This window comes from Streptomyces sp. O3 (genome assembly GCF_054788135.1).
The window spans coordinates 243,685-262,669 of the sequence record NZ_JBTVYK010000002.1 but is presented as its reverse complement, the minus strand read 5'-3'; the positions used below and the strand labels follow the sequence as shown (position 1 = coordinate 262,669).

The 18,985-nt window shown below is 73.3% G+C and carries 15 protein-coding genes; 9 read left to right on the top strand and 6 right to left on the bottom strand.

Annotated elements, in window-relative coordinates:
• Positions 1 to 411: 411 nt before the first annotated feature.
• The 3 genes from ACX6XY_RS02470 (at position 412) to ACX6XY_RS02460 (ending at position 3,764) form a co-directional block, all read left to right on the top strand.
• Positions 412 to 2,817, top strand: coding sequence for a helicase associated domain-containing protein (locus ACX6XY_RS02470; protein WP_460325763.1), 2,406 nt, complete (start codon positions 412 to 414; stop codon positions 2,815 to 2,817).
• 106 nt (positions 2,818 to 2,923) lie between these two features.
• On the top strand, positions 2,924 to 3,343 hold the full coding sequence (locus ACX6XY_RS02465; RefSeq protein ID WP_460325761.1) for a helix-turn-helix domain-containing protein: 420 nt from the start codon (positions 2,924 to 2,926) through the stop codon (positions 3,341 to 3,343).
• A gap of 10 nt (positions 3,344 to 3,353) precedes the next feature.
• The gene (locus tag ACX6XY_RS02460; RefSeq protein ID WP_460325759.1) at positions 3,354 to 3,764 is read left to right on the top strand and encodes a VOC family protein; all 411 of its coding nucleotides are present in this window, start codon (positions 3,354 to 3,356) and stop codon (positions 3,762 to 3,764) included.
• On the opposite strand, the gene ACX6XY_RS02455 is transcribed toward ACX6XY_RS02460, so the two are convergent.
• The gene (locus ACX6XY_RS02455) at positions 3,752 to 4,489 is read right to left on the bottom strand and encodes an NAD(P)-dependent oxidoreductase (protein ID WP_460325757.1); all 738 of its coding nucleotides are present in this window, start codon (positions 4,487 to 4,489) and stop codon (positions 3,752 to 3,754) included. The two genes, ACX6XY_RS02460 and ACX6XY_RS02455, sit on opposite strands and share 13 nt — an antisense overlap.
• 105 nt (positions 4,490 to 4,594) lie before the next feature.
• On the opposite strand from ACX6XY_RS02455, the gene ACX6XY_RS02450 reads away from it, so the two are divergent.
• A complete protein-coding gene (locus ACX6XY_RS02450; protein ID WP_460325755.1) occupies positions 4,595 to 5,278 on the top strand; it encodes a TetR/AcrR family transcriptional regulator in 684 nt (227 codons plus the stop codon).
• 172 nt (positions 5,279 to 5,450) lie between these two features.
• Here ACX6XY_RS02450 and ACX6XY_RS02445 read toward each other — a convergent pair whose 3' ends face one another.
• The gene (locus ACX6XY_RS02445) at positions 5,451 to 5,861 is read right to left on the bottom strand and encodes a VOC family protein (protein ID WP_460325753.1); all 411 of its coding nucleotides are present in this window, start codon (positions 5,859 to 5,861) and stop codon (positions 5,451 to 5,453) included.
• 171 nt (positions 5,862 to 6,032) lie between these two features.
• Positions 6,033 to 6,530, bottom strand: coding sequence for a peptidylprolyl isomerase (locus ACX6XY_RS02440; RefSeq protein ID WP_460325751.1), 498 nt, complete (start codon positions 6,528 to 6,530; stop codon positions 6,033 to 6,035).
• A gap of 124 nt (positions 6,531 to 6,654) precedes the next feature.
• On the opposite strand from ACX6XY_RS02440, the gene ACX6XY_RS02435 reads away from it, so the two are divergent.
• From ACX6XY_RS02435 to ACX6XY_RS02425, 3 genes are read left to right on the top strand one after another with little or no spacing between them, the layout of a single operon-like run.
• On the top strand, positions 6,655 to 9,099 hold the full coding sequence (locus tag ACX6XY_RS02435; RefSeq protein WP_460325749.1) for an FHA domain-containing protein: 2,445 nt from the start codon (positions 6,655 to 6,657) through the stop codon (positions 9,097 to 9,099).
• Positions 9,100 to 9,108: 9 nt separating this feature from the next.
• Positions 9,109 to 9,903 (top strand): SH3 domain-containing protein, encoded by a 795-nt coding sequence (locus ACX6XY_RS02430; RefSeq protein ID WP_460325747.1) that lies wholly within the window; start codon positions 9,109 to 9,111, stop codon positions 9,901 to 9,903.
• A complete protein-coding gene (locus ACX6XY_RS02425) occupies positions 9,903 to 10,898 on the top strand; it encodes a serine/threonine-protein kinase (RefSeq protein WP_460325746.1) in 996 nt (331 codons plus the stop codon). Before ACX6XY_RS02430 ends, ACX6XY_RS02425 begins: the two co-directional genes overlap by 1 nt.
• Before the next feature lie 18 nt (positions 10,899 to 10,916).
• On the opposite strand, the gene ACX6XY_RS02420 is transcribed toward ACX6XY_RS02425, so the two are convergent.
• The gene (locus ACX6XY_RS02420) at positions 10,917 to 12,227 is read right to left on the bottom strand and encodes a streptophobe family protein (protein ID WP_460325782.1); all 1,311 of its coding nucleotides are present in this window, start codon (positions 12,225 to 12,227) and stop codon (positions 10,917 to 10,919) included.
• Positions 12,228 to 12,388: 161 nt separating this feature from the next.
• Between ACX6XY_RS02420 and ACX6XY_RS02415 the strand changes: the two genes are divergently transcribed.
• Together ACX6XY_RS02415 and ACX6XY_RS02410 are read left to right on the top strand one after the other, a co-directional pair.
• A complete protein-coding gene (locus tag ACX6XY_RS02415; RefSeq protein WP_460325744.1) occupies positions 12,389 to 13,774 on the top strand; it encodes a DUF6777 domain-containing protein in 1,386 nt (461 codons plus the stop codon).
• A gap of 48 nt (positions 13,775 to 13,822) precedes the next feature.
• Complete coding sequence (locus ACX6XY_RS02410; protein ID WP_460325742.1) at positions 13,823 to 16,399, top strand: PP2C family protein-serine/threonine phosphatase; 2,577 nt, start codon at positions 13,823 to 13,825, stop codon at positions 16,397 to 16,399.
• An 84-nt stretch (positions 16,400 to 16,483) separates the two neighbouring features.
• On the opposite strand, the gene ACX6XY_RS02405 is transcribed toward ACX6XY_RS02410, so the two are convergent.
• Both ACX6XY_RS02405 and ACX6XY_RS02400 read right to left on the bottom strand, forming a co-directional pair.
• A complete protein-coding gene (locus ACX6XY_RS02405; protein WP_460325740.1) occupies positions 16,484 to 18,004 on the bottom strand; it encodes an FAD-dependent oxidoreductase in 1,521 nt (506 codons plus the stop codon).
• A gap of 32 nt (positions 18,005 to 18,036) precedes the next feature.
• The gene (locus tag ACX6XY_RS02400) at positions 18,037 to 18,960 is read right to left on the bottom strand and encodes an AurF N-oxygenase family protein (RefSeq protein ID WP_460325738.1); all 924 of its coding nucleotides are present in this window, start codon (positions 18,958 to 18,960) and stop codon (positions 18,037 to 18,039) included.
• Positions 18,961 to 18,985: the final 25 nt, after the last annotated feature.

Genomic DNA, 18,985 nt, shown 5'->3' with positions numbered 1-18,985 from the left:
GCGCCCCCCCGGACCCGCCCCGCTTGGTGTTCGTCGTGGGGGGGGGGGGGGGCAACCCCCCGACGTTGCGCCCCCACGCCCAGCAGGCAGAGCAGGGTGCCGGTCCAGAACAGCGCGGGCCGGGGAATCAGCCCGTGGCGGGGTGAGCGTGTCATCGGGTCGGGGCCCTTTCGGCTTCGGCCGGTGCTGCGGGCAGGTCACCCAGGCTGCCTCGGGGATGTGCGGGTGTCTTCTTCCGCCGTGCGCAGGTGCGGGCGGCTCGTCGGCGGACGGCGGCGATGAACACGGGTTCGCCGTCCGGTCGCCGGGCCCCGGTAGCCGGACGGCGGCATGGGAGACTCGCTCGGCGGACCGCCGTGTCCGTCCGGCTCGGCTGAGCCGGTGACCTGCCCGGAAAGGAGGACATGGGGCATGGCCGTGCAGCTGCGTGCGCATCAGATCGAGGCGGTGAGTGCCGTCGTACGGGGATTCGACGTGCCGCCGGGCGGTGTTCCCGCGAACGGTCTGCGCGGACAGGTGCACGCCGCGTGCGGGACGGGGAAGACCGTCATCGCCGCGGCGGCGGCGAAGCGGATGGTGCCGCGGGGCCGGGTTCTGGTGCTGGTGCCGACGCTGGATCTGCTGGCGCAGACGGTGCGGGCGTGGCATGACGTCGGGCACCGGGGCCCGTCGGTCGCCGTGTGCTCGCTTCAGGACGATCCGGAGCTGTGGAGCCTGCGGGTGCGCACGACGACGAACCCGGTGCGGCTGGCGCTGTGGCACGCCTCCGGGCCGGTGACCGTCTACGCGACGTACGCGTCGCTCGGCGTGCTGGCGGAGGCGTTCGAGGGCGCCTACGGGCAGCGGATGGCTCCGATGGATCTCGCGGTCGTGGACGAGGCGCACCGGACTTCGGGGTCGCTGGGCAAGGCGTGGGCGGACATTCACGACCAGGGCGTCATCCCCGCGGCGCGCAGGCTGTATCTGACGGCGACGCCGCGGATCTGGCAGGAGCGGGCGCGGACAGAGGTCGCGGAGGGGGTGCGGGAGGCGCTGCCGAAGGAGCTGGCGGCCTCGATGGACGACGAGGCCGTGTTCGGGCCCGTGCTGTACAAGCTGTCGTTGGCGTCGGCGGTGTCCCGCGGGCTGCTCGCGCGGTACCAGATCATCGTGCTGGAGCTCCAGGACCCGGTGGTCACGCCGGAGCGGCTGATGGGCGAGGAGCGGAGCGGCGAGGAGGTACGGGGGCAGCGGCTCGGGGCGTTGCAGGCCGCGCTGCTGCACGCGATGGCGCGGCACGGGCTTCAGACGTGCATCACGTTCCACCATCGGACGATGGAGGCGCAGGCGTACGCGGAGGGCCTGGCGGCGGTGGCGGAGAAGCTGCACGCGGACCGGCCCGAGACCTACCCGGCGCGGATCTGGGCCGACTGGCTGTGCGGGGAGCATGCCGCGGAGCGGCGGCGTGAGGTGCTGGCCGGGTTCGGCGGCACCGCCCGGCGTGCGGTGCTGTCGAACTGCCGGGTGCTGGGCGAGGGGGTGGACATCCGGGCCGTGGACTCGGTGGCGCTGCTGGATCCGAAGGGGGCGCCGCACGACATCGTGCAGGCCGTCGGGCGCGCTCTGCGGCAGCAGCCGGGGCAGGGGAAGGTCGCCTCGTTGATCGTGCCGGTGTTCCTGCGGCCCGACGAGACGCCCGAGGACATGTTCACGTCGGGCTCGTACCGGCCGTTGGTGCGGGTGCTGGAGGGGCTGCGGGCGCATGACGAGGAGGCGGTCGAGTTGCTCGCCGTCCCGCAGGAGCCGCAGCGGGACGTGGTGCGGCCGTCCGTGAGCATCGGGCCCGCGCCGGAGGAGGGCGCGGAGGAGTCGCGGTTGCTGCTGCGGTTCGCCTCACCGCGCGACCCGGTGATGGTCGCGCGGTGGGTGTCGTTCCATGTGATCGACACGGAGCGGCAGGACTGGGCGCGCGGTTGGACGGCGCTGAAGGCGTTCAGCGAGCGTGAGTCGCACGCGCGGGTGCCGTACGGGCACCGGGAGGGCGCGTATCCGCTGGGGCAGTGGGTCGCGGAGCAGCGGCGGGCGTACGGGGCCGGGCAGCTGACCGGTCTGCGCGCGCGGCGGCTTGAGCAGCTCGGGATGGTGTGGGACGCGGCGGACGCCGCGTTTCAGGAGAATCTCGCCGCCGCGCGCGCGTATTTCGAGCGGTATTTCTCGCTGTGCGCGCCCCGTTCGGCGGTCGCTCTGGACCGGCCGGTCGGGCAGTGGCTGTCGAATCTGCGCAGGCCGGGGGCGCTGGCGGGCCATCCTGAGCGGGATGCCGCGCTGGCAGCGATCGACCCGGACTGGAATCCGCCGTGGCCGCCCGCCTGGCAGCGGCACTACGCCGCGGTGCGGGAGCTTCTTCGCGAGGAGCCCGAGCCGACGCAGATCCTGCCCGGAGTCACGGTCAACGGCCTTGATGTCGGTGCGTGGCTCGCCCGGCAGCGTGAGCACAGCGTGTGGCGGGGCCTGTCGGCCGGGCAGCGGGAACGTCTTCAGCAGTTGGGCATCGCGCCGCTGCCGTCTGAGCGGGAACCGTCCGGGAAGCCGTCGGGCGCGGCGTCCGGCGGCTTCGAGCGGGGCGTGCGGGCCCTGGCGCGGTACAAGGCCCGCACGGGCTCCGTGCGGGTTCCCAGGGCCCACGTGGAGCGGCTGGAGGACGGGACGGAGGTCAGGCTCGGGGTGTTCTTGTCCAACACGAAGTCGCGGCGCGCCAGGCTCGCTCCGGACAGGCTCCGGCGGCTCGCCGAGCTCGGGCTTGACTGGGCTGAGGCCGGTCCGGTCGGCGGCGGATGAGACCGCGGCCGGTGGCTGTCGCCACGGCGGCGGTGCGGGAGTCCGCGTGGTGCGCGGTGCGCGGTGCGGGAGTCCGCGCGGTGGGGTGCTGTGGGAGGGTAATGGGGTGACGTTGGAGGATCTCGTCCGGCTGCGCCGGGCCCGTGACCTGATGGACCGCGCGTACGCGGAGCCGCTCGACGTTCCGGCGCTGGCGCGCGTCGCGCTGATGTCCGCGGGCCACTTCTCGCGGAGTTTCCGCGCCGCCTACGGGGAGACGCCGTACAGCTATCTGATGACGCGTCGGATCGAGCGGGCCAAGGCGCTGCTGCGGCAGGGTGATCTGACGGTGACGGAGGTCTGTTTCGCGGTCGGCTGCACCTCGCTGGGGTCGTTCAGTTCGCGGTTCACCGAGTTGGTCGGGGAGACTCCGAGCGCGTACCGGGCTCGTCGCCATGATGAGGGGGCCGCGGTCCCGGCCTGCGTCGCCAAGATCCATACGCGACCGGTCAGGAACGGAGAAGCGCGCGCTGATTCCGGCTCGTAGCGTGAGGCGCATGGACATCACGCTTTCGCAGTGCTTCATCGCCGTCGACGACCACGACAAGGCCTTGGCCTTCTACCGGGATGTGCTGGGTCTCGAGGTGCGCAACGACGTCGGGTTCGAGGGGATGCGCTGGGTGACCGTCGGCGCGCCGTCGCAGCCCGGCGTCGACATCGTTCTGGAACCCCCGCTCGCGGACCCGAACGCCTCGGCCGCCGACCGGGCGGCCATGGCGGATCTGCTGGCCAAGGGGTTTCTGCGCGGTGTCGTCTTTCACACCGAGGACTGTGACGCCGCCTTTGAGCACATCCGCGCCGCGGGAGGCGAGGTGCTGCAGGAGCCGGTCGACCAGCCCTACGGCGTCCGCGACTGCGCCTTCCGCGACCCGTGCGGCACCATGCTCCGCTTCGCTCAGATCCGGTGAGTGCGCGGTCCCGCGGCGGCGTGGGCCAGTGCGCTGGGGGTGCGACGGCCGACGATCGCCGGGGCCTGCCGGACAAGCGTGTCGTCGGTGAGCGCCTCCACCATGAACAGCGCGAAGTCCACGCGGCGGGTGAGGTTGCTGGCCAGTACCGGGTCCCCCACGTGGGGGCTCCACACCGGAAGGCCCTGGCTCTCGCCTTCCTCCAGGCTACTGCCGCGCACCACGGTCCAGCGGGTCTCGCTGGCGAACACGCGGCGGCAGGCCTCCACTTGGTCGTCGATCTCGACGGCGCGGACGAGCTTGGCCAGTACGGTGACGATCCGTACGCCGGCGGTGAACCAGCGTGAGTACCGGTCCTTGCCGTCGCGCGTGATGTGCCAGCCGCAGGAGAAGACCAGGCGCGCGCCCGGCCGTGCGTGGTCGAGCACGGCCTGTGCCGTGCCTGAGGAGTACTGCTGTACGCCCCAGGGCGCCAGCACGGTCAGCACTCCGTCGCATCCGGCGACCGCCCGCCGGATCACGTCCGGGTCGTTCGTGGGGCCGGGGACGACGGTGATCCGGCCGTCGAACGCGGCCAGTTTCGGCACGCTGCGCTCCCGGCACACGCCGACCACCTCGTAGCCGCGTTCCAGGGCGTGCCGGACCATGTACTGGCCGAGCTTTCCCGAAGCTCCGATGACGCAGACCTTCTTCACACGTTCCGTCTGTGCGCGTTCCGTGTCCATGGCGTGGCCCCTTCGACGAATACCGGTCCCGCACATCTGCCTTATGGTGTAAGGCACGTTAGCCTTACACCATAAGGCAGTCAATAGAGGTGAAGGGGAGGGTGTATGGGCGAGGGGGCCGAGGGGCGGCGGCGGGCGGCGGCGCGCACGCCGCTCAGTCGCGAGCGGGTGATCCGTACGGCGGTGGCCGTCGCGGACGAGAAGGGTTCGGCCGCGCTCACCATGCGGGCGATCGCCGAGCCGCTGGGCGTCGAGGCGATGTCGCTGTACCACCATGTCGCGGGCCGTGAGGACATTCTCGACGGCATGGTGGACGCGGTGTTCAGCGAGATCGCGCTGCCGCCGGGCGACATGGACTGGAAGAGCGCCATGCGTCACCGGGCGCTCTCCGCGCGTGCCGCGCTGCGGCGTCATCCGTGGGCCGTCGCGCTGATGGACTCCCGCGGCAGGCCGGGACCGGCGACCCTGCGCCACCACGACGCCGTCATCGGCGCGTTGCGCGCCGGGGGGTTCTCCGTCGCGATGGCCGCGCACGCCTTCTCGCTGATCGACAGTTATCTGTACGGCTTCGTGATCCAGGAGGTGAGCCTGCCGTTCAGCGGCGCGGCGGAGCTGGAGGAGGTCGCGGGCACGATCCTGCGCGGAATGCCCGCCGACGCGTACCCCCATCTCGCCGAGCTGGCCACCGAGCTGGCGCTGAAGCCCGGCTACGACTACGCGGACGAGTTCACGTTCGGGCTGGGTCTGATCCTCGACGCCCTACGCCCGGACGGCGTCGGGAGCGGCTAGGCCGGTCGCGGGGAGCGCCAGCTTGGCGGGGCTCGACTCGGCGGCGGCGAACTCGACGTACTTGCCGCCGAAGCTTTTCGCCACGGTGAGCGCCAGGGTGAACCCGCGGAAGCCGGTCTCACGGTAGTGACGGCGTGGCGACCAGCGCTTCTCGAATCCTGACCGGTCTGTCTCAGCGAAGCTCCTGGATGCGGACCAGGTTGCCCGCGGGGTCGCGGAAGGCGCAGTCGCGGATGCCGTACGGCTGCTCGGTCGGCTCCTGGACGACCTCGGCGTCGCTGGCGCGCACCTTCGCGAACGTGCCGTCGAGGTCGGGGGTGGCGAGCAGGATCCAGCCGTAGGTGCCCTTGGCCATCATCTCGGTGATGGTGCGGCGCTCGTCCTCGGTGATCCCCGGATCGGCGGCCGGTGGCGCCAGGAGGATGCAGGTGCTGGGCTGGCCGACGGGGCCGACCGTGATCCAGCGCATCGTGCCCTGCCCGACGTCGTTGCGGACCTCGAATCCGAGGGCGTCGCGGTAGAAGGCCAGCGACGCTTCCGGGTCGACGTGCGGGAGGAAGCTGGTGTGAATGCTGATGTCCATGACGGGCAGCCTAGGCGCGGTTCCGTGACCCGCGCCCGGTGAGCGGGGCGGCGGGCGAGCGGGTGAGCGGCGCGCCGGTCTGGGGGCTCGCTCGCGGGCGGTGCGCGGCGGCTGTGGGGCGGCCGCGGAAGTACGCGGCCGCCCCCGCTGGCCCGTCTGGGTGTCCGGCTGTTACTCGCCGGAGACGACGCCCGACTTCGCGACCTTGACGGCCTTCTTGGTCGCGCCGTTGGGGGAACCCTCGCTCTCGATGGCCTTCACGACGTCCATGCCCTCGACGACCTCGCCGAAGACGACGTGCTTGCCGTCCAGCCACGGGGTGACGACGGTCGTGATGAAGAACTGCGAACCGTTCGTGTTCGGCCCCGCGTTGGCCATCGACAGCAGGCCCGGCTTGGTGTGCTTCAGCTCGAAGTTCTCGTCGGCGAACTTCTCGCCGTAGATGCTCTTGCCGCCGGTGCCGTTGCCTCGGGTGAAGTCACCGCCCTGCAGCATGAACTCGGGGATCACCCGGTGGAAGCCGGAGCCCTCGTAGCCGAAGCCGTGCTGGCCCGTGGCCAGCTCGCGGAAGTTCTGCGCGGTCTTGGGGACCACGTCGTCGAACAGCTTGAAGACGATCCGCCCCGCGGGCTCGTCGTTGATGGTGATGTCGAAGAACACGTTACTCATGGGCCCATCCTCACATCCCATACGCCTCACAGGCCAACTCAGCGTGATACGCCGACGACGGTTCGGGCTTCGCCGAAGGGGCGCGGACCAGGCGTATGACTGGATCAATAGCTAGAATTCGGGTATGGGAGAGCCGCCTGTCGAGCCTTCCGCGCCCGAGCTCGTCCTGGAGACCGACTCGGGCGCCACGGTGATGATCCCCGGCCGGGACTATCACGTCGGGCGCGACCCTCTGAGCGACATCGTCATCGACGACGCCCGCGTCTCGTGGCACCACGCGGTGCTGCGGCCCGCGGCCGGAAGCTGGACGCTGGCCGACGAGGGCAGCACCAACGGCACCTACGCCGACGGCAGACGCATCCGGGAGTGGGGCGTCGGTCCCGGAAGCGAGATCCGGTTCGGGAGCCCGCTCGACGGGCCGCGCGCGGTGCTGGTCAGCCATGCGCCGACGCCGCCCCCGCCATCCGCGCCGCCCCCGCCATCCGCGCCGCCCTCGGAGCCTGTGCCGCCTTCGGGGCTCGCGCCGTCCGGGTCCGCCGCGCGGTCGCCGGCGCCGGAGCGGCCGTCCGCTGTCTCCATGCCCTCGGCGACGGGGACCTTCAGCCAGCCCACGACGGTCCGGCCGCTGCCCACACGGACCGTGCGGATCGGCAGGGGTGCGGACAACGACCTGGTCATCGACGACCTGGTCGTCTCACGCCACCACGCCGAGCTTGAGGCGCACGCCGACGGCAGCTACCAGATCGCCGACCTCGGCAGCCACAACGGCACCTTCCTCAACGGCCAGCCGGTCAGCCGCGCCCAGGTCTCCCCCGGTGACATCGTCGGCATCGGACACTCCGCGTTCTGCCTGGTCGGCGACCAGCTCCAGGAGTTCGTCGACACCGGTGAGATCTCCCTCGACGTGCAGGATCTGGCCGTCGCCGTCGACCACGGGCGCAAGGTCCTGCTCGACCACGTCTCCTTCCCCGTCGGGCAGAAGTGCCTGCTGGCCGTGGTGGGCCCCAGCGGTGCGGGCAAGTCCACCCTGCTCAACGCGCTGACCGGGCTGCGCCCCGCGGACCGCGGAACCGTCCTGTACGACGGCCGTGACCTGTACCGCGACTACTCCGAGCTGCGCCAGCGCATCGGCCTGGTACCGCAGGACGACATCCTGCACGCGCAGCTCACGGTGCGCCGGGCCCTGGAGTACGCCGCCGAGCTGCGCTTCCCCCGAGACACGGACCGTGCGGAACGGCTCGCACGGGTGCGGGAGGTCATCCGCGAACTGGGTCTCGAGCAACGCGCGGAGCTGCCGATCCACCGGCTGTCGGGCGGTCAGCGCAAGCGGGTCAGCGTGGCGCTCGAACTGCTGACCAAGCCGTCGCTGCTGTTCCTCGACGAGCCGACCTCCGGACTCGACCCCGGTATGGACCGCTCGGTGATGCAGATGCTCCGCGGCCTCGCCGACGATGGGCGGACCGTCGTCGTCGTCACGCACAGCGTGCTCAGCCTTGAGGTGTGCGACCGGCTGCTGGTGCTGGCTCCGGGCGGCCGGATCGCCTACTACGGGCCGCCGGGCGACACCCTCGCCTTCTTCGGCTTCGCGCAGTGGCCCGAGGCCTTCGAGGCGTTCGAGAACGACCGGGCCCGTGACTGGGCGACGGAGTACCGGACGTCCCTGCTCCACTTCCAGTACGTGGTCGGCGCCACCGCTCAGCCGCGCGGCGAGCGCCCCGGCGCGGCCGGGACCGGGCCCCCTCCCCCGCCGCGGGCCCGCGGCTGGGTCGCGCAGTTCGGGACGCTCGTACGGCGGTACGCGACCGCGCTCAGCGCCGACCGCACCTTCCTGGTGATCATGATCGCGCTGCCCTTCGTGATGGGCGCGATGGCCCGCGCGCTCGCGGGCGGCCGCCTGACCCAGGAGACGGCGATGAACACCCTGCTCATCCTGTGCGTGGGCGGTGTGCTCACCGGGGCGGCGAACGCCGTTCGGGAGCTGGTCAAGGAGCGGGCGATCTACCAGCGGGAACGTGCGGTGGGGCTGTCCAGGTCCGCGTATCTGCTGTCCAAGCTGGCGGTGCTCGGCACGGTGACGGTCGTCCAGGCCGTGGTGTTGACCCTGGTCGCGCTGGTCGGCGTGGATCTGAACGCGCCGGGCGGCGAAGGGGTGCTGCTGCCTCCCCTGATGGAGATCACGCTCGCGGTGGCGCTGTTGTCGTTCACGGCGATGACGCTGGGGCTGCTCGTCTCCGCGCTGGTGCGCAAGGAAGAGGTCACCATGCCGCTGCTGGTGCTGCTCGCCATCGTCCAGGTGGTGTTCTGCGGGGCGCTGCTGCGGCTGGACGGCACCCCGGTGCTCGAGCAGATGGCGTGGCTGGTGCCGTCGCGGTGGGCTCTGGGCGCGATGGCCGGTACGGTCGGGCTCTCCCGGATCGTTCCGGGCGCGCTGGCGGACGATCCGCTGTTCGAGCACTCCGCCGGGGTGTGGCTGCTCGACATGGGGGTGCTGGCCGCGCTGTCGGTCCTGTTCTGCCTCGTCGTCGCGCGGCTGCTGCGGCGTCATGAGCCCGCTGTCATGCGGAAGTAGGGCCCCGCCATGACGACCTGGGACTTCCGCCCGACGCATGTGGTGCATCCGGACGGGCTGCCCTCCTGGGCCGGGCCGGACGCGTCACGCCCGTCCGAGCCGCTCGACGCGCTGCTGCCGGTGCGGCTGTTGGAGCGGCGCGGCGACTGGGGGCGGGTGGAGTGCGCGAACGGCTGGTCGACGTGGGTCGACGCGCGGCTGCTGGTGTCCGTGCCGCGGCGGCCGCCGGACGCCGCGGAACCCCTCGGCCGTGTGGAGGACCCGCGGCCGCTGCTGGCGCGGGCCGCGGCGGCGCTGCGGGAGTACTGCGGTGCGGCGGCGGAGCTGGCGCGGGGGCGGGCGGACGGCGAGGCGTTCCGGCGCAGGACGCGGGGGCTGCGGGTGGGGGTGGTGGTGGACGGCGAGTCGGTGTGGCTGTACGACGCGGAGCAGGGGCGCTGGTGCTACTGCGACGGCTCCCGGCTGACGGGGTTCGCGGCCGACGCGGGGCCTGACCTGGATCCGGAGCCGGGGCGGGGTGAGGCTGACGGCGTGGCGGCGGGCGCGGCGGATGCCGTGGGTGCGGCGGACGCGGACGCGGCCGAGGACGTGGACGGCGCTGCGGAGGGCGTGGACGGCGCTGCGGAGGGCGTCGGGCATGAGCCGACGCGGGTGGTCGAGCCGTCGCTGCTGCGCGCGGCGGACGAGCCCGACGGCTCTGACGCCCAGGACGATCCCGGTACTCCCGGTGCTCCCGGTGCTCCCGGCGGCGGCTCCGGGGCGGTGGGGCCGCCGGGCGGGCCCGCGTCGGGCGGTGACCGGTGATGGCGGGCGGCGGCGCGACGCCGGATCCGGGCGTCGCCTACGGGCGCCCGTCGGAGCTGATCGGGCGGCGGATCGCGGGGTACCTGGTGGAGCGCGAGATCGGCCGCGGTGGCATGGCGGTCGTCTACCGCGCCCGTGACCTGCGCCTGGAGCGTACGGTCGCCCTCAAGCTGCTCGCTCCGGAGCTCGCCCGCAACGACACCTTCCGACAGCGGTTCGCCCGCGAGTCACGGGTGGCCGCCGCCATCGACCATCCGCATATCGTGCCGGTCTTCGACGCGGGCGAGACCGACGGCATCCTCTACATCGCGATGCGCTACGTACCGGGGCAGGACCTGCGCGCCCTGCTCGACCGGAAGGGGCCGCTGCCGACCGGGACGGCGACGCGGATCGCCGCGCAGGTGGCGTCGGCGCTGGACGCCGCGCACGCGCACGACCTGGTGCACCGCGATGTGAAGCCCGGCAACATCCTGGTCGCCGCGGGCACGGACAGCGAGCATCCCGAATACGTGTACCTCACGGACTTCGGTCTGACGAAGAAGTCCCTCTCGCTGTCCGGGCTGACCACGGTGGGCCAGTTCGTCGGGACCCTGGACTATGTCGCGCCGGAGCAGATCTCCGGACGGCCGGTGGACGGCCGCTGCGACATCTACAGCCTCGGCTGTGTGGTGTACGAGACGCTGGCCGGGACGCCGCCGTTCCAGCGGGACGACGATCTGGCGCTGCTCTGGGCCCACCAGTACGATCCGCCGCCGCCGTTGACCCGGCGGCGGCCTGGGCTGCCCGCCGCGCTCGACGACGTAGTGGCGAGAGCCCTGGCCAAGGCCCCGGACGCGCGGTACGGGACCTGTCTGGAGTTCGTGGCCGACCTGCGCGCGGCCGTGGCGGGGCAAGCCGACGGGCAGCACGCCGGGCCCGCCCCTTCCGTGTCGTCGGCTCCGCCGTCCGAGCCGCCGCGCTGGGCGCTGCCGGTCTTTCCGGGGCGTGCCCGCTGAGGCGAGCGGCGTTGCGCGTCAGTCGGACGGCGGAGCGGCGGCTGGCCGTACCTCGCCTCGCCGGTGGACCGGCAGCGCCAGCAGACCGCCGACGAATCCGGCGAGCAGGCCCCAGCCCGCCGCGATGCCGACCGCCGTCCACAGGTCGGGGCGCAGGACGACCTCGGCCGAGAGCGCGCCGCCTAGGTCGCCGATGCCCAGGAGCGAGAGGCCGACGTGCGCGGTGGTTTCGGCGACCAGACAGACGGCCAGCACGGTGAGGGCGAGCGCTGCCGCGAAGTGGGCGGCGTGCTGCCAGAGCCGCACGCGGGCGGGTGAGCGGACCGCCATCACCCAGGCCGCCGCGAGCAGCAGCACGGCCGCGACGACGGCCAGCCACCACACCCGCCCGTCGTAGGCGGACAGCGTGCGCAGATTGAGGGTGGAGTCGTCGGGGCCGCGCAGCACCTGGTCCAGTACGCGGGGCATCGGCAGGCCGAAGGGGCCTTCCACCCGGCCTTCCCAGGACGCGCCGACGCCGAGTGTGAGGGACAGCCAGACCAGGTTGGGCAGTCCCAGCAGGACGACGGCGAACGTCTGCGCCGCGTGACCTCGGGTCGCGGCGACGACCAGTCCGACGACCAGGCCCAGGGCGACGTAGGCCAGGAGCAGGGCGACCATGGCGTACGCGGCCGGGCGCACCGACTCCTGGAAGCGCAGCAGGCGGGCCGGGAGCGGCGCGCCGCGCGAGACGAGCAGGGCCAGGGTGAACACTCCGGCGAGCCACAGCAGGCCGAAGAGGAGGCTGGGGGCGTAGTCGGCGCGGAAGCCGATGCTGGGTGAGGGGACGCCGAGTACGTCGGTGATCAGACCGCCCGTGGGGTCGTCCACGGGGATCTCGAAGGTGTGCCGGGCGGCGGCGCAGAGCGCGATCAGGGCGGCGGCCCACAGCAGGGCCGCCCTGGCCGCCCAGGCGGTGAGTTCGCCGACGCCCGCGACGGCCCGGTGGCGCAGCGGCCGCAGAAACCCGGCCGCGACGGTCAGGGCCCCGGCGAGGGTGACCGACAGGGGCAGGGCGGACAGGTCCGCCTCCGTTCCGACGAGCGCGCTGGCGTCGCCGGAGAGCGAGACGGACCCGCCGACGGCCATCAGCACGACCGCGGCGACGACGCGCCAGAACGCGCCGTCGGGCAGGTCCGCCGCTCCCGCCGCCCACAGGCCGAGCGCCGCGGTGACGGCCATCACCGCCAGTGCGGCGGCCACCGCGGCGAGTGCCTGCGGCCAGCCGTGCGCGGCGGCGCGGCCCGGACCGTTCCGGTCGCTGGTCTGCTGCGCGCTCACGGTGCTCAGGCTAGGCAGCCGCGGGCGGCGGCGCGAGAGGGCCTGGGCCGACCGCGCCAGCTCGCGGGCCGGGGAGGAAGCACGGTGCGCAATTAGTGCGACTCATGAGAAACCGGGACATGGTGGAGTGTCCTGTTTTCGCTGACTCGCCATGCCGGGAGAAGAGGCCCGTGAGTTCCCAGCCGCCGCCGTCAGAGCGCCCTACCGGTTCCCCGACCGATCCCCCGTCCGGTCCTCCGACCGGTCCTCCTTCCGGCCCGCTGTCCGGCGGCCGTCCGGGACCGGCCTCGGAGCCGCCCACCGAGCTGAGCGCCACCGCGCCGCCCGGTTCCGTTCCGCCGGAGCCGCCGTCCGGCGGGGGTGACCGAGGCGGCTCCGGCGCAGGCGGAGGCGAAGGCGGAGGCGGAGCGGGCGGTTCGGGCGGGGGCGGGGTGCCCTGGTGGCGTTCCGTGCCCGTGGTCGCCGGTGTCGCCGCGGCGGTCGTGGCGGCCACGGTGCTGGTCGTCGTCCTCACCCGTCCGGACGACGGCAAGGACGGCGGCGGGTCCGGGTCGGCGAACGAGGTCTTCCTCCAGGCCGCGAGCGCTACCGGTGTCGACCCGTTCACGGAGTCGTCGGAGACCGGCACTCCGCCTTCCGCGTCGCCGCCGACGCTGCCGAGTGCCCCGGAGACGGACGCCGACGTCACGCACGGCGTGGAGGGTTCGGCCCCCGGCTTGTACGGCGGGACGCGCGACGTCGCGAGCTGTGACGTGGAACAGCAGATCCGCACGCTCACCGCCGAGGCGGCCAAGAACAAGGCGTTCGCCTCGGTGCTGAGCATCACGCCGTCCGACGTCCCCGCGTATCTGCGGGCGCTGACGCCGGTGCGGCTGCGCATGGACACCCGAGTCACCAACCACGGCTACCGGAACGGTGCCGCCACGAGCTATCAGGCGGTGCTGCAGGCGGGAACCGCGGTGCTCGTCGACGAGCACGGCGTGCCGCGGGTGCGGTGTGCCTGCGGCAATCCGCTGGCCCCGCCGACGGCGCTGCGGGGCGGGGCCGAGCGCAAGGGCGACCCCTGGCCCGCGTACCGGTCGTCGAACACGGTCGCGGTCGCGCCCGCACCGCAAGTGGTGAACGTGTTCGTGGTGCTGGACCTCACGAACGGCGAGTGGTTCGAACGGGAGAAGGGCGACACGGGCGAGAAGGACAAGCCGACCACGCCGCCCACGGCGGAGCCGTCGCCGACGCTCACCACCCCGTCGCCCTCCCCTTCGCCCTCCCCTTCGCCGTCGTCGTGTCCGTCGGGTACGACGCCGTCGCCCGCGTCCGACGCCACCGCTACGGCCTCGCCCGCGGTCTCGCCCTCGGCCACCTGTGTGCCGGTGACCGCGTCGCCCGCCTCGCCGTCTCCCTCGCCCGCCTCACCGTCACCGTCGCCGTCGCCGTCGGCATCGCCGTCCCCGTCGGCATCGCCGTCGCCGTCGCCGCCGGACACCGGGGCGACCGACGGGGCGGGTCCGGCGACCGGGGATTCGCCGGAGGTCTCCCCCGACGGTGCTCCCCGGTAGCGCTCCCACGCTCTCGGTGAGCCGTGGGCCCGTACGGCCGTCACCGAAGTGCGTGGCGGCGCGGGCAGGGAGCATCCTGGCAGGGTGACCAGGAAGCGTGCGGCCTCGCGTGCCTCACGGGGCGGGGGCGGAGCGGCGACGCCTGGCAGCCGCGTCGGCGATTCCGCAGCCGGGGACGTGCTCGGCCCGCTGCTCACCCGGACCTGTGTGCAAGCGGTCGAGGCCGTCGGCGGGCATGCCGGAAGCCTCTACCTGTGCTCGCGGACGTCCGGTCTGCTGAAGCTGGCCGTCATCGCGGGACTGCCCGTCGACCTCTTCCACCCGTGGCGGCAGATGCATGTGAACAGGCCCTTCCCGGTCGCTCATGTGCATCGCTCGGGCAGGCCCGTCAGCCTCGCCGACTCCCAGGAGGCCATGCGACGGTACCCGCAGCTCATGGCGGGCCTCCCGTTCGACTTCGGGTCGCTCTACGCGCCCGTCTCCGCTGGTCGCGAGCGGTACGGCGTGCTGGTGGCGGTGCGTGAGGCCACGCCCGGCGTTCCCGTGACGAGCGCGGACCGGCGGCGGATGCTGGGGGCCGCGCGGCGTCTCGGCGGCGCGCTGGCGGAGCTGGCCGCTGGCGGGGTCCCCGTACGGTGGGACGGTGATCCGGTGTCCGTATCGCTGCCGACGGCCGTCGGCCAGCCGGTGCGGACCGGGCGGTTCACCTGGGACCTCGACCTGGGCCTGCTCGACGGAGACGATGAGCTGTGCGCCATCCTCGGCCTGGACCCGGCCGAACTCCCCGGCACCGCGGGGACGCTGGGCAGGCGGCTTCCGCAGGCGGACGCGTACGGGCTCTGGGCCGCCGTGCGGCAGGCTGCCGGGCAGGACCGGCCGGGAGCGCGCAGGGTGCGGATCCTGGACGCGGCCGGACGCCCGCACCTGGTGGAACTGACCGCGCACCGCGCCAGGCCGCGGCAGGAGGACGACGATCCGGGCCGTTCGCGGGGCGGTACGCGCGGGCGGCTGACGGGGACCCTCATGGACCTCGGCACCGGGGCGGCAGCGGCGGGGGCTCCGGATCAGATCCCGACGGGTGTGGTGTCGACGGACCGGATGGGCAGGGTCACCCACGCCAACGACCGGGCCGAGTCCCTGCTCGGCCTCAGCGGGCGCGCGCTGTCCGGACGGGTGCTGTGGGACGCGGTCCCCTGGCTGACGCCCGCCGCCTACGAGGACGAGTACCGGTCGGCGCTGCTGTCCCTGCGCCCCGTCCGGTTCGCCGCCTGCCGGAAACCGGGGCAGTGGCTCTCGGTGGCGGTGCTGCCCGGCCGCGACGGGCTCACCGCCACGTTCACCGCGGCGGAGGAACCCGCGTACACGCCCGTGTCCACGACGCGGCCGGGGCCCGGCCTGGGCTCACCGGCCGATCGCGCCGCCGCCCTGTACCGACCGGTCGCCCTGGCCATCGCGCTGACGGAGGCCGTGACCGCGCGCCAGGTGTCCGCCGTGGTGACGGACGAGCTGCTGCCCGCCTTCGGCGGACGGCAGCTGGCCATCTACCTGCTCCGGGACGACCATCTCTACCTGGCCTGGGAGACCGGCTTTCCGCGCGGCTTCCTGGACCGGTTCGACGGCGTCGGGCTCGACGCCCGTCTGCCGGGTGTGGAGACCCTCACCACCGGACGGCCGATCTTCTTCGAGTCGATGGAGCACCTGGCCGCGAGCTATCCGGGCATCCCGCTGGACGCGCACACCGGGGCGCGGGCCTTCCTGCCGCTGATCGCCTCCGGGCGGCCGGTCGGCTCGTGCATTCTCGGCTTCGACCAGCCCCGCGGCTTCAGCCCCGAAGACCGTACGGTCCTCACCGCGCTCGCCGGGCTGATCGCGCAGGCGCTGGAGCGGGCCCGGCGCTATGACTCGGAGGCCGCCCTGGCGCGTGGGCTGCAGGACGCGCTGCTGCCGCACCGGCTGCCGGAACGCGACGACGTGGACACGGTCGGGCGCTATCTCCCCGGCACCCAGGGCATGGACGTGGGCGGCGACTGGTACGACGTGGTGGCGACCGAGCGGGGGCTCGCGCTGGTCATCGGCGACGTACAGGGGCACGGCGTCGCGGCCGCGGCGACGATGGGGCAGCTGCGCAGCGCGGTGCGGGCCTTCGCGCTCGCCGGTCGTACGCCGCAGGAGGTGATGCGCGGCACGAACCGGCTGCTGATCGACCTGGAGCACGACCAGATCGCCAGTTGCTGCTATATCGTCCTGGACCCCGTGTCCGGCGTGGCCCAGGCGGTACGGGCAGGCCACCCGCAGCCGCTGCTGCGCCACCCCGACGGGCATACCGAGGTCCTGGACCTGGCGGGCGGTGTGGTGCTGGGGGTGAGCCTGGAGGCTTCGTACGACCTCACCGAACTGCGGCTGCCGCCCGGCGCGATCCTCGCGCTGTACACCGACGGTCTGGTGGAGCAGCCGGGCGCCGACATCGACCAGGGCGTGGAGCGGCTGCGCGCCGCCCTCGCCCGAGTCGAGTCCACCTCGCTCTCCGCCATCTCGGACACGTTGATCAGCGAGGCGCGGACGGCGACCGAGCGCCCGGATGACATCGCGCTGCTGCTGGCGGGCCGCAGGGCGGGCGGCGGGTGAGGGCGATCCGCGGGTGGCGGCCCGGACGGAGCGGCCTGGGCGGCGGCGGGTGCGGCAGCCGGTGCGGGTCGGCGCGGCCGGGCGTCAGCGGCGTCGGGTGAGGCGGTGGAGGGCGCGGGGGCCTCGGCGTGGTGGCGGCAGGGCTCGGTCGACCGCATCGTCGAGGAGGGCGGAGACCGTCTCGGCGGCACAGGTGCGGTTGGCGCCGATGCCGCCGGTGGGGCCGCGTTTGATCCAGCCGACGACGTAGGCGCCGGGGCGTCCGGTCACGCGGCCCGCCTCGTTGGCGACGGTACCGGTGGCTTCATCGAAGGGGAGGCCGGGGAGGGGGACGCCCCGGTAGCCGATGGCGCGCAGCACGGCGCCCGTGCGGATCGTGTGCGTGCCCGAGTCGCCCGTGACGCGTACGGCGTCCACGTGACCGTCGCCGAGTATCGCGTCGGGGGTGCTGTGGAAGCGGAGCACGATGCGGCGGCCTGGCGGGGGCGGCGCCTGCCAGTCCCGCTCGTCGCGGGCGACGCGGGTGACGTCCTTCAGGGCGGCGGCCTTGGCGTGGGCGGGCGCCTGGTCGACGGCGGGGGCGATGCGGGGGTCGTGGTCGTCGACGGTGAGGTCCACGCCGGGCAGGTGGCGCAGGGCCAGGAGTTCGGACGTGGTGTACGCGGCCTCTTCGGGGCCGCGCCGGGCCAGCAGGACCACCTCGCGGACCCGGCTGGCGCGCAGGGCCTTCAGGGCGGGCGCGGCGATGTCGGTGCGGGCGAGGGCGCCGGGGTCGGTGAGGAGGATGCGGGCCACGTCCAGGGCGACGTTGCCGTTGCCGACGATCACGACGCGCTCGGCGGACAGGTCGACCGGGTCCGGCGTCGCGTCGGGGTGGCCGTTGTACCAGGCGACGAAGGCGCCGGCCGGGAGGGAGCCGGGCAGGTCCTCGCCCTCGATGGACAGGCGCCGGTCGGCGCTCGCGCCGACGGCGTAGATGACCGCGTCATGCTGGGCGGCGAGTTGGTCGGTGGTGATGTCGGCGCCCACGTCGAGGCCCAGGCGCAGGCGCACGCGCGGGTGGGTGTGGAAGCGGGCGAAGGCGTCGCCGACCTTCTTGGTGGCGGGGTGGTCGGGCGCCACGCCGTAGCGGATCAGGCCGCCCGCCACGGGCAGCCGGTCGATCAGGGTGACCTCGGCGTTGGTGTGCAGCAGGAGGTCCTGGGCGGCGTACATGCCCGCGGGTCCCGTGCCGACCACGGCGACCCTGAGCGGTGCGAAGTCCGGTGGCAGGACACGGGGGAAGGACGGTTCGCCCCAGGCGTGGAAGTTCGGTCCTTCGGGGGCCGCCCGCTCGGGGGGCTCGTTCTCGTAGTAGGCCGCGTTGATCGCGGCGTACTCGCGCTGTGCGGCGGGGAGCGCGTCCACCGGGAAGATCGCGTCGACCGGGCAGGCGTCGGCGCAGGCGCCGCAGCCGATGCAGGTCGCGGGGTCGATGTGCAGCATCTCGGTGCTGCCGAACGCCCGTTCCTGCGGGGTCGGGTGGATGCAGTTGACCGGGCACACGGCGACGCAGGTGGCGTCGCCGCAGCAGGTCTGGGTGATGGCGTAGGGGGCTTGGGTCATGGCGTCGGGCCCTGTTCGGTTCGGTCCGGCTCTCAGATGAGGTCAGCGCGCTTGTAGAAGGCCAGTGCCGGCTTGGTGAGCAGGCGGGACGAGGCCAGGAAGTCCATCAGGCCGGAGCAGCTCGAGCGCATCATGGACTTGTGGTGCTGGTTGGCCCTGGCCTCGGCGAGGGCGCGCTTCTCGTCGAGTCCGGCGTTCGCGTAGACCTCGCGGTTCACCATGCTGGTGACGATGAAGTACGAGGTGATCGCGATCACCAGGGCCTGGGTCTGGCGGCGGATCCGCCCGGCGCGGGCGAGGCGCTTGCGGGTCTGGTCACGGGCGAACTTCATGTGCCGCGACTCCTCGACGACGTGGATGTTGTTGATGGTGCGGACGAACGGCACGACGCGTTCGTCGCGCATCCAGTCGCGCTGCATGACGTCGAGTACCTCTTCGGCGACCAGGATCGAGGCGTAGGCCGCTTCCCCGAAGGCGAGGGTCTTGAAGGCGCGGCCCAGCTCCCGCACGATCCGGGGCGGCCGGTAGGCGGGGGCGCCGAGTTTCCGGGCGCCGCGGGCGAACATGATCGAGTGGCGGCACTCTTCGGCGATCTCGGTGAGCGCCCACTGGACTTCGGGGCTGGCCGGGTCCTTCCCGTACAGGTCGCGCAGGATCAGCTGCTGGAGGATCACCTCGAACCAGATGCCGGTGCTGGCCACCGACGCGGCTTCCTGCCGGGTCAGCTCCTTGCGCTGGGCGTCGGTCATCTCCTGCCAGTAGGCGGTGCCGTAGAGGCTGCACCACTCGGGGCTCGCGCCGTGGAAGTCCTTGTCCAACGGGGTGTCCCAGTCGACTTCGGCGGCCGGGTCGTACGCCAGCGCGGCGGCCGATGCGAGCAGCCGCCGGGCCGCGTCGTCGTAGGGGTCGTAGGGGGAGTCGTCCTCGGCGCTCGGCCGAACGGTGCTGCTTGCCATGCCTCGGCTCCTTCGCTCTCGCTGC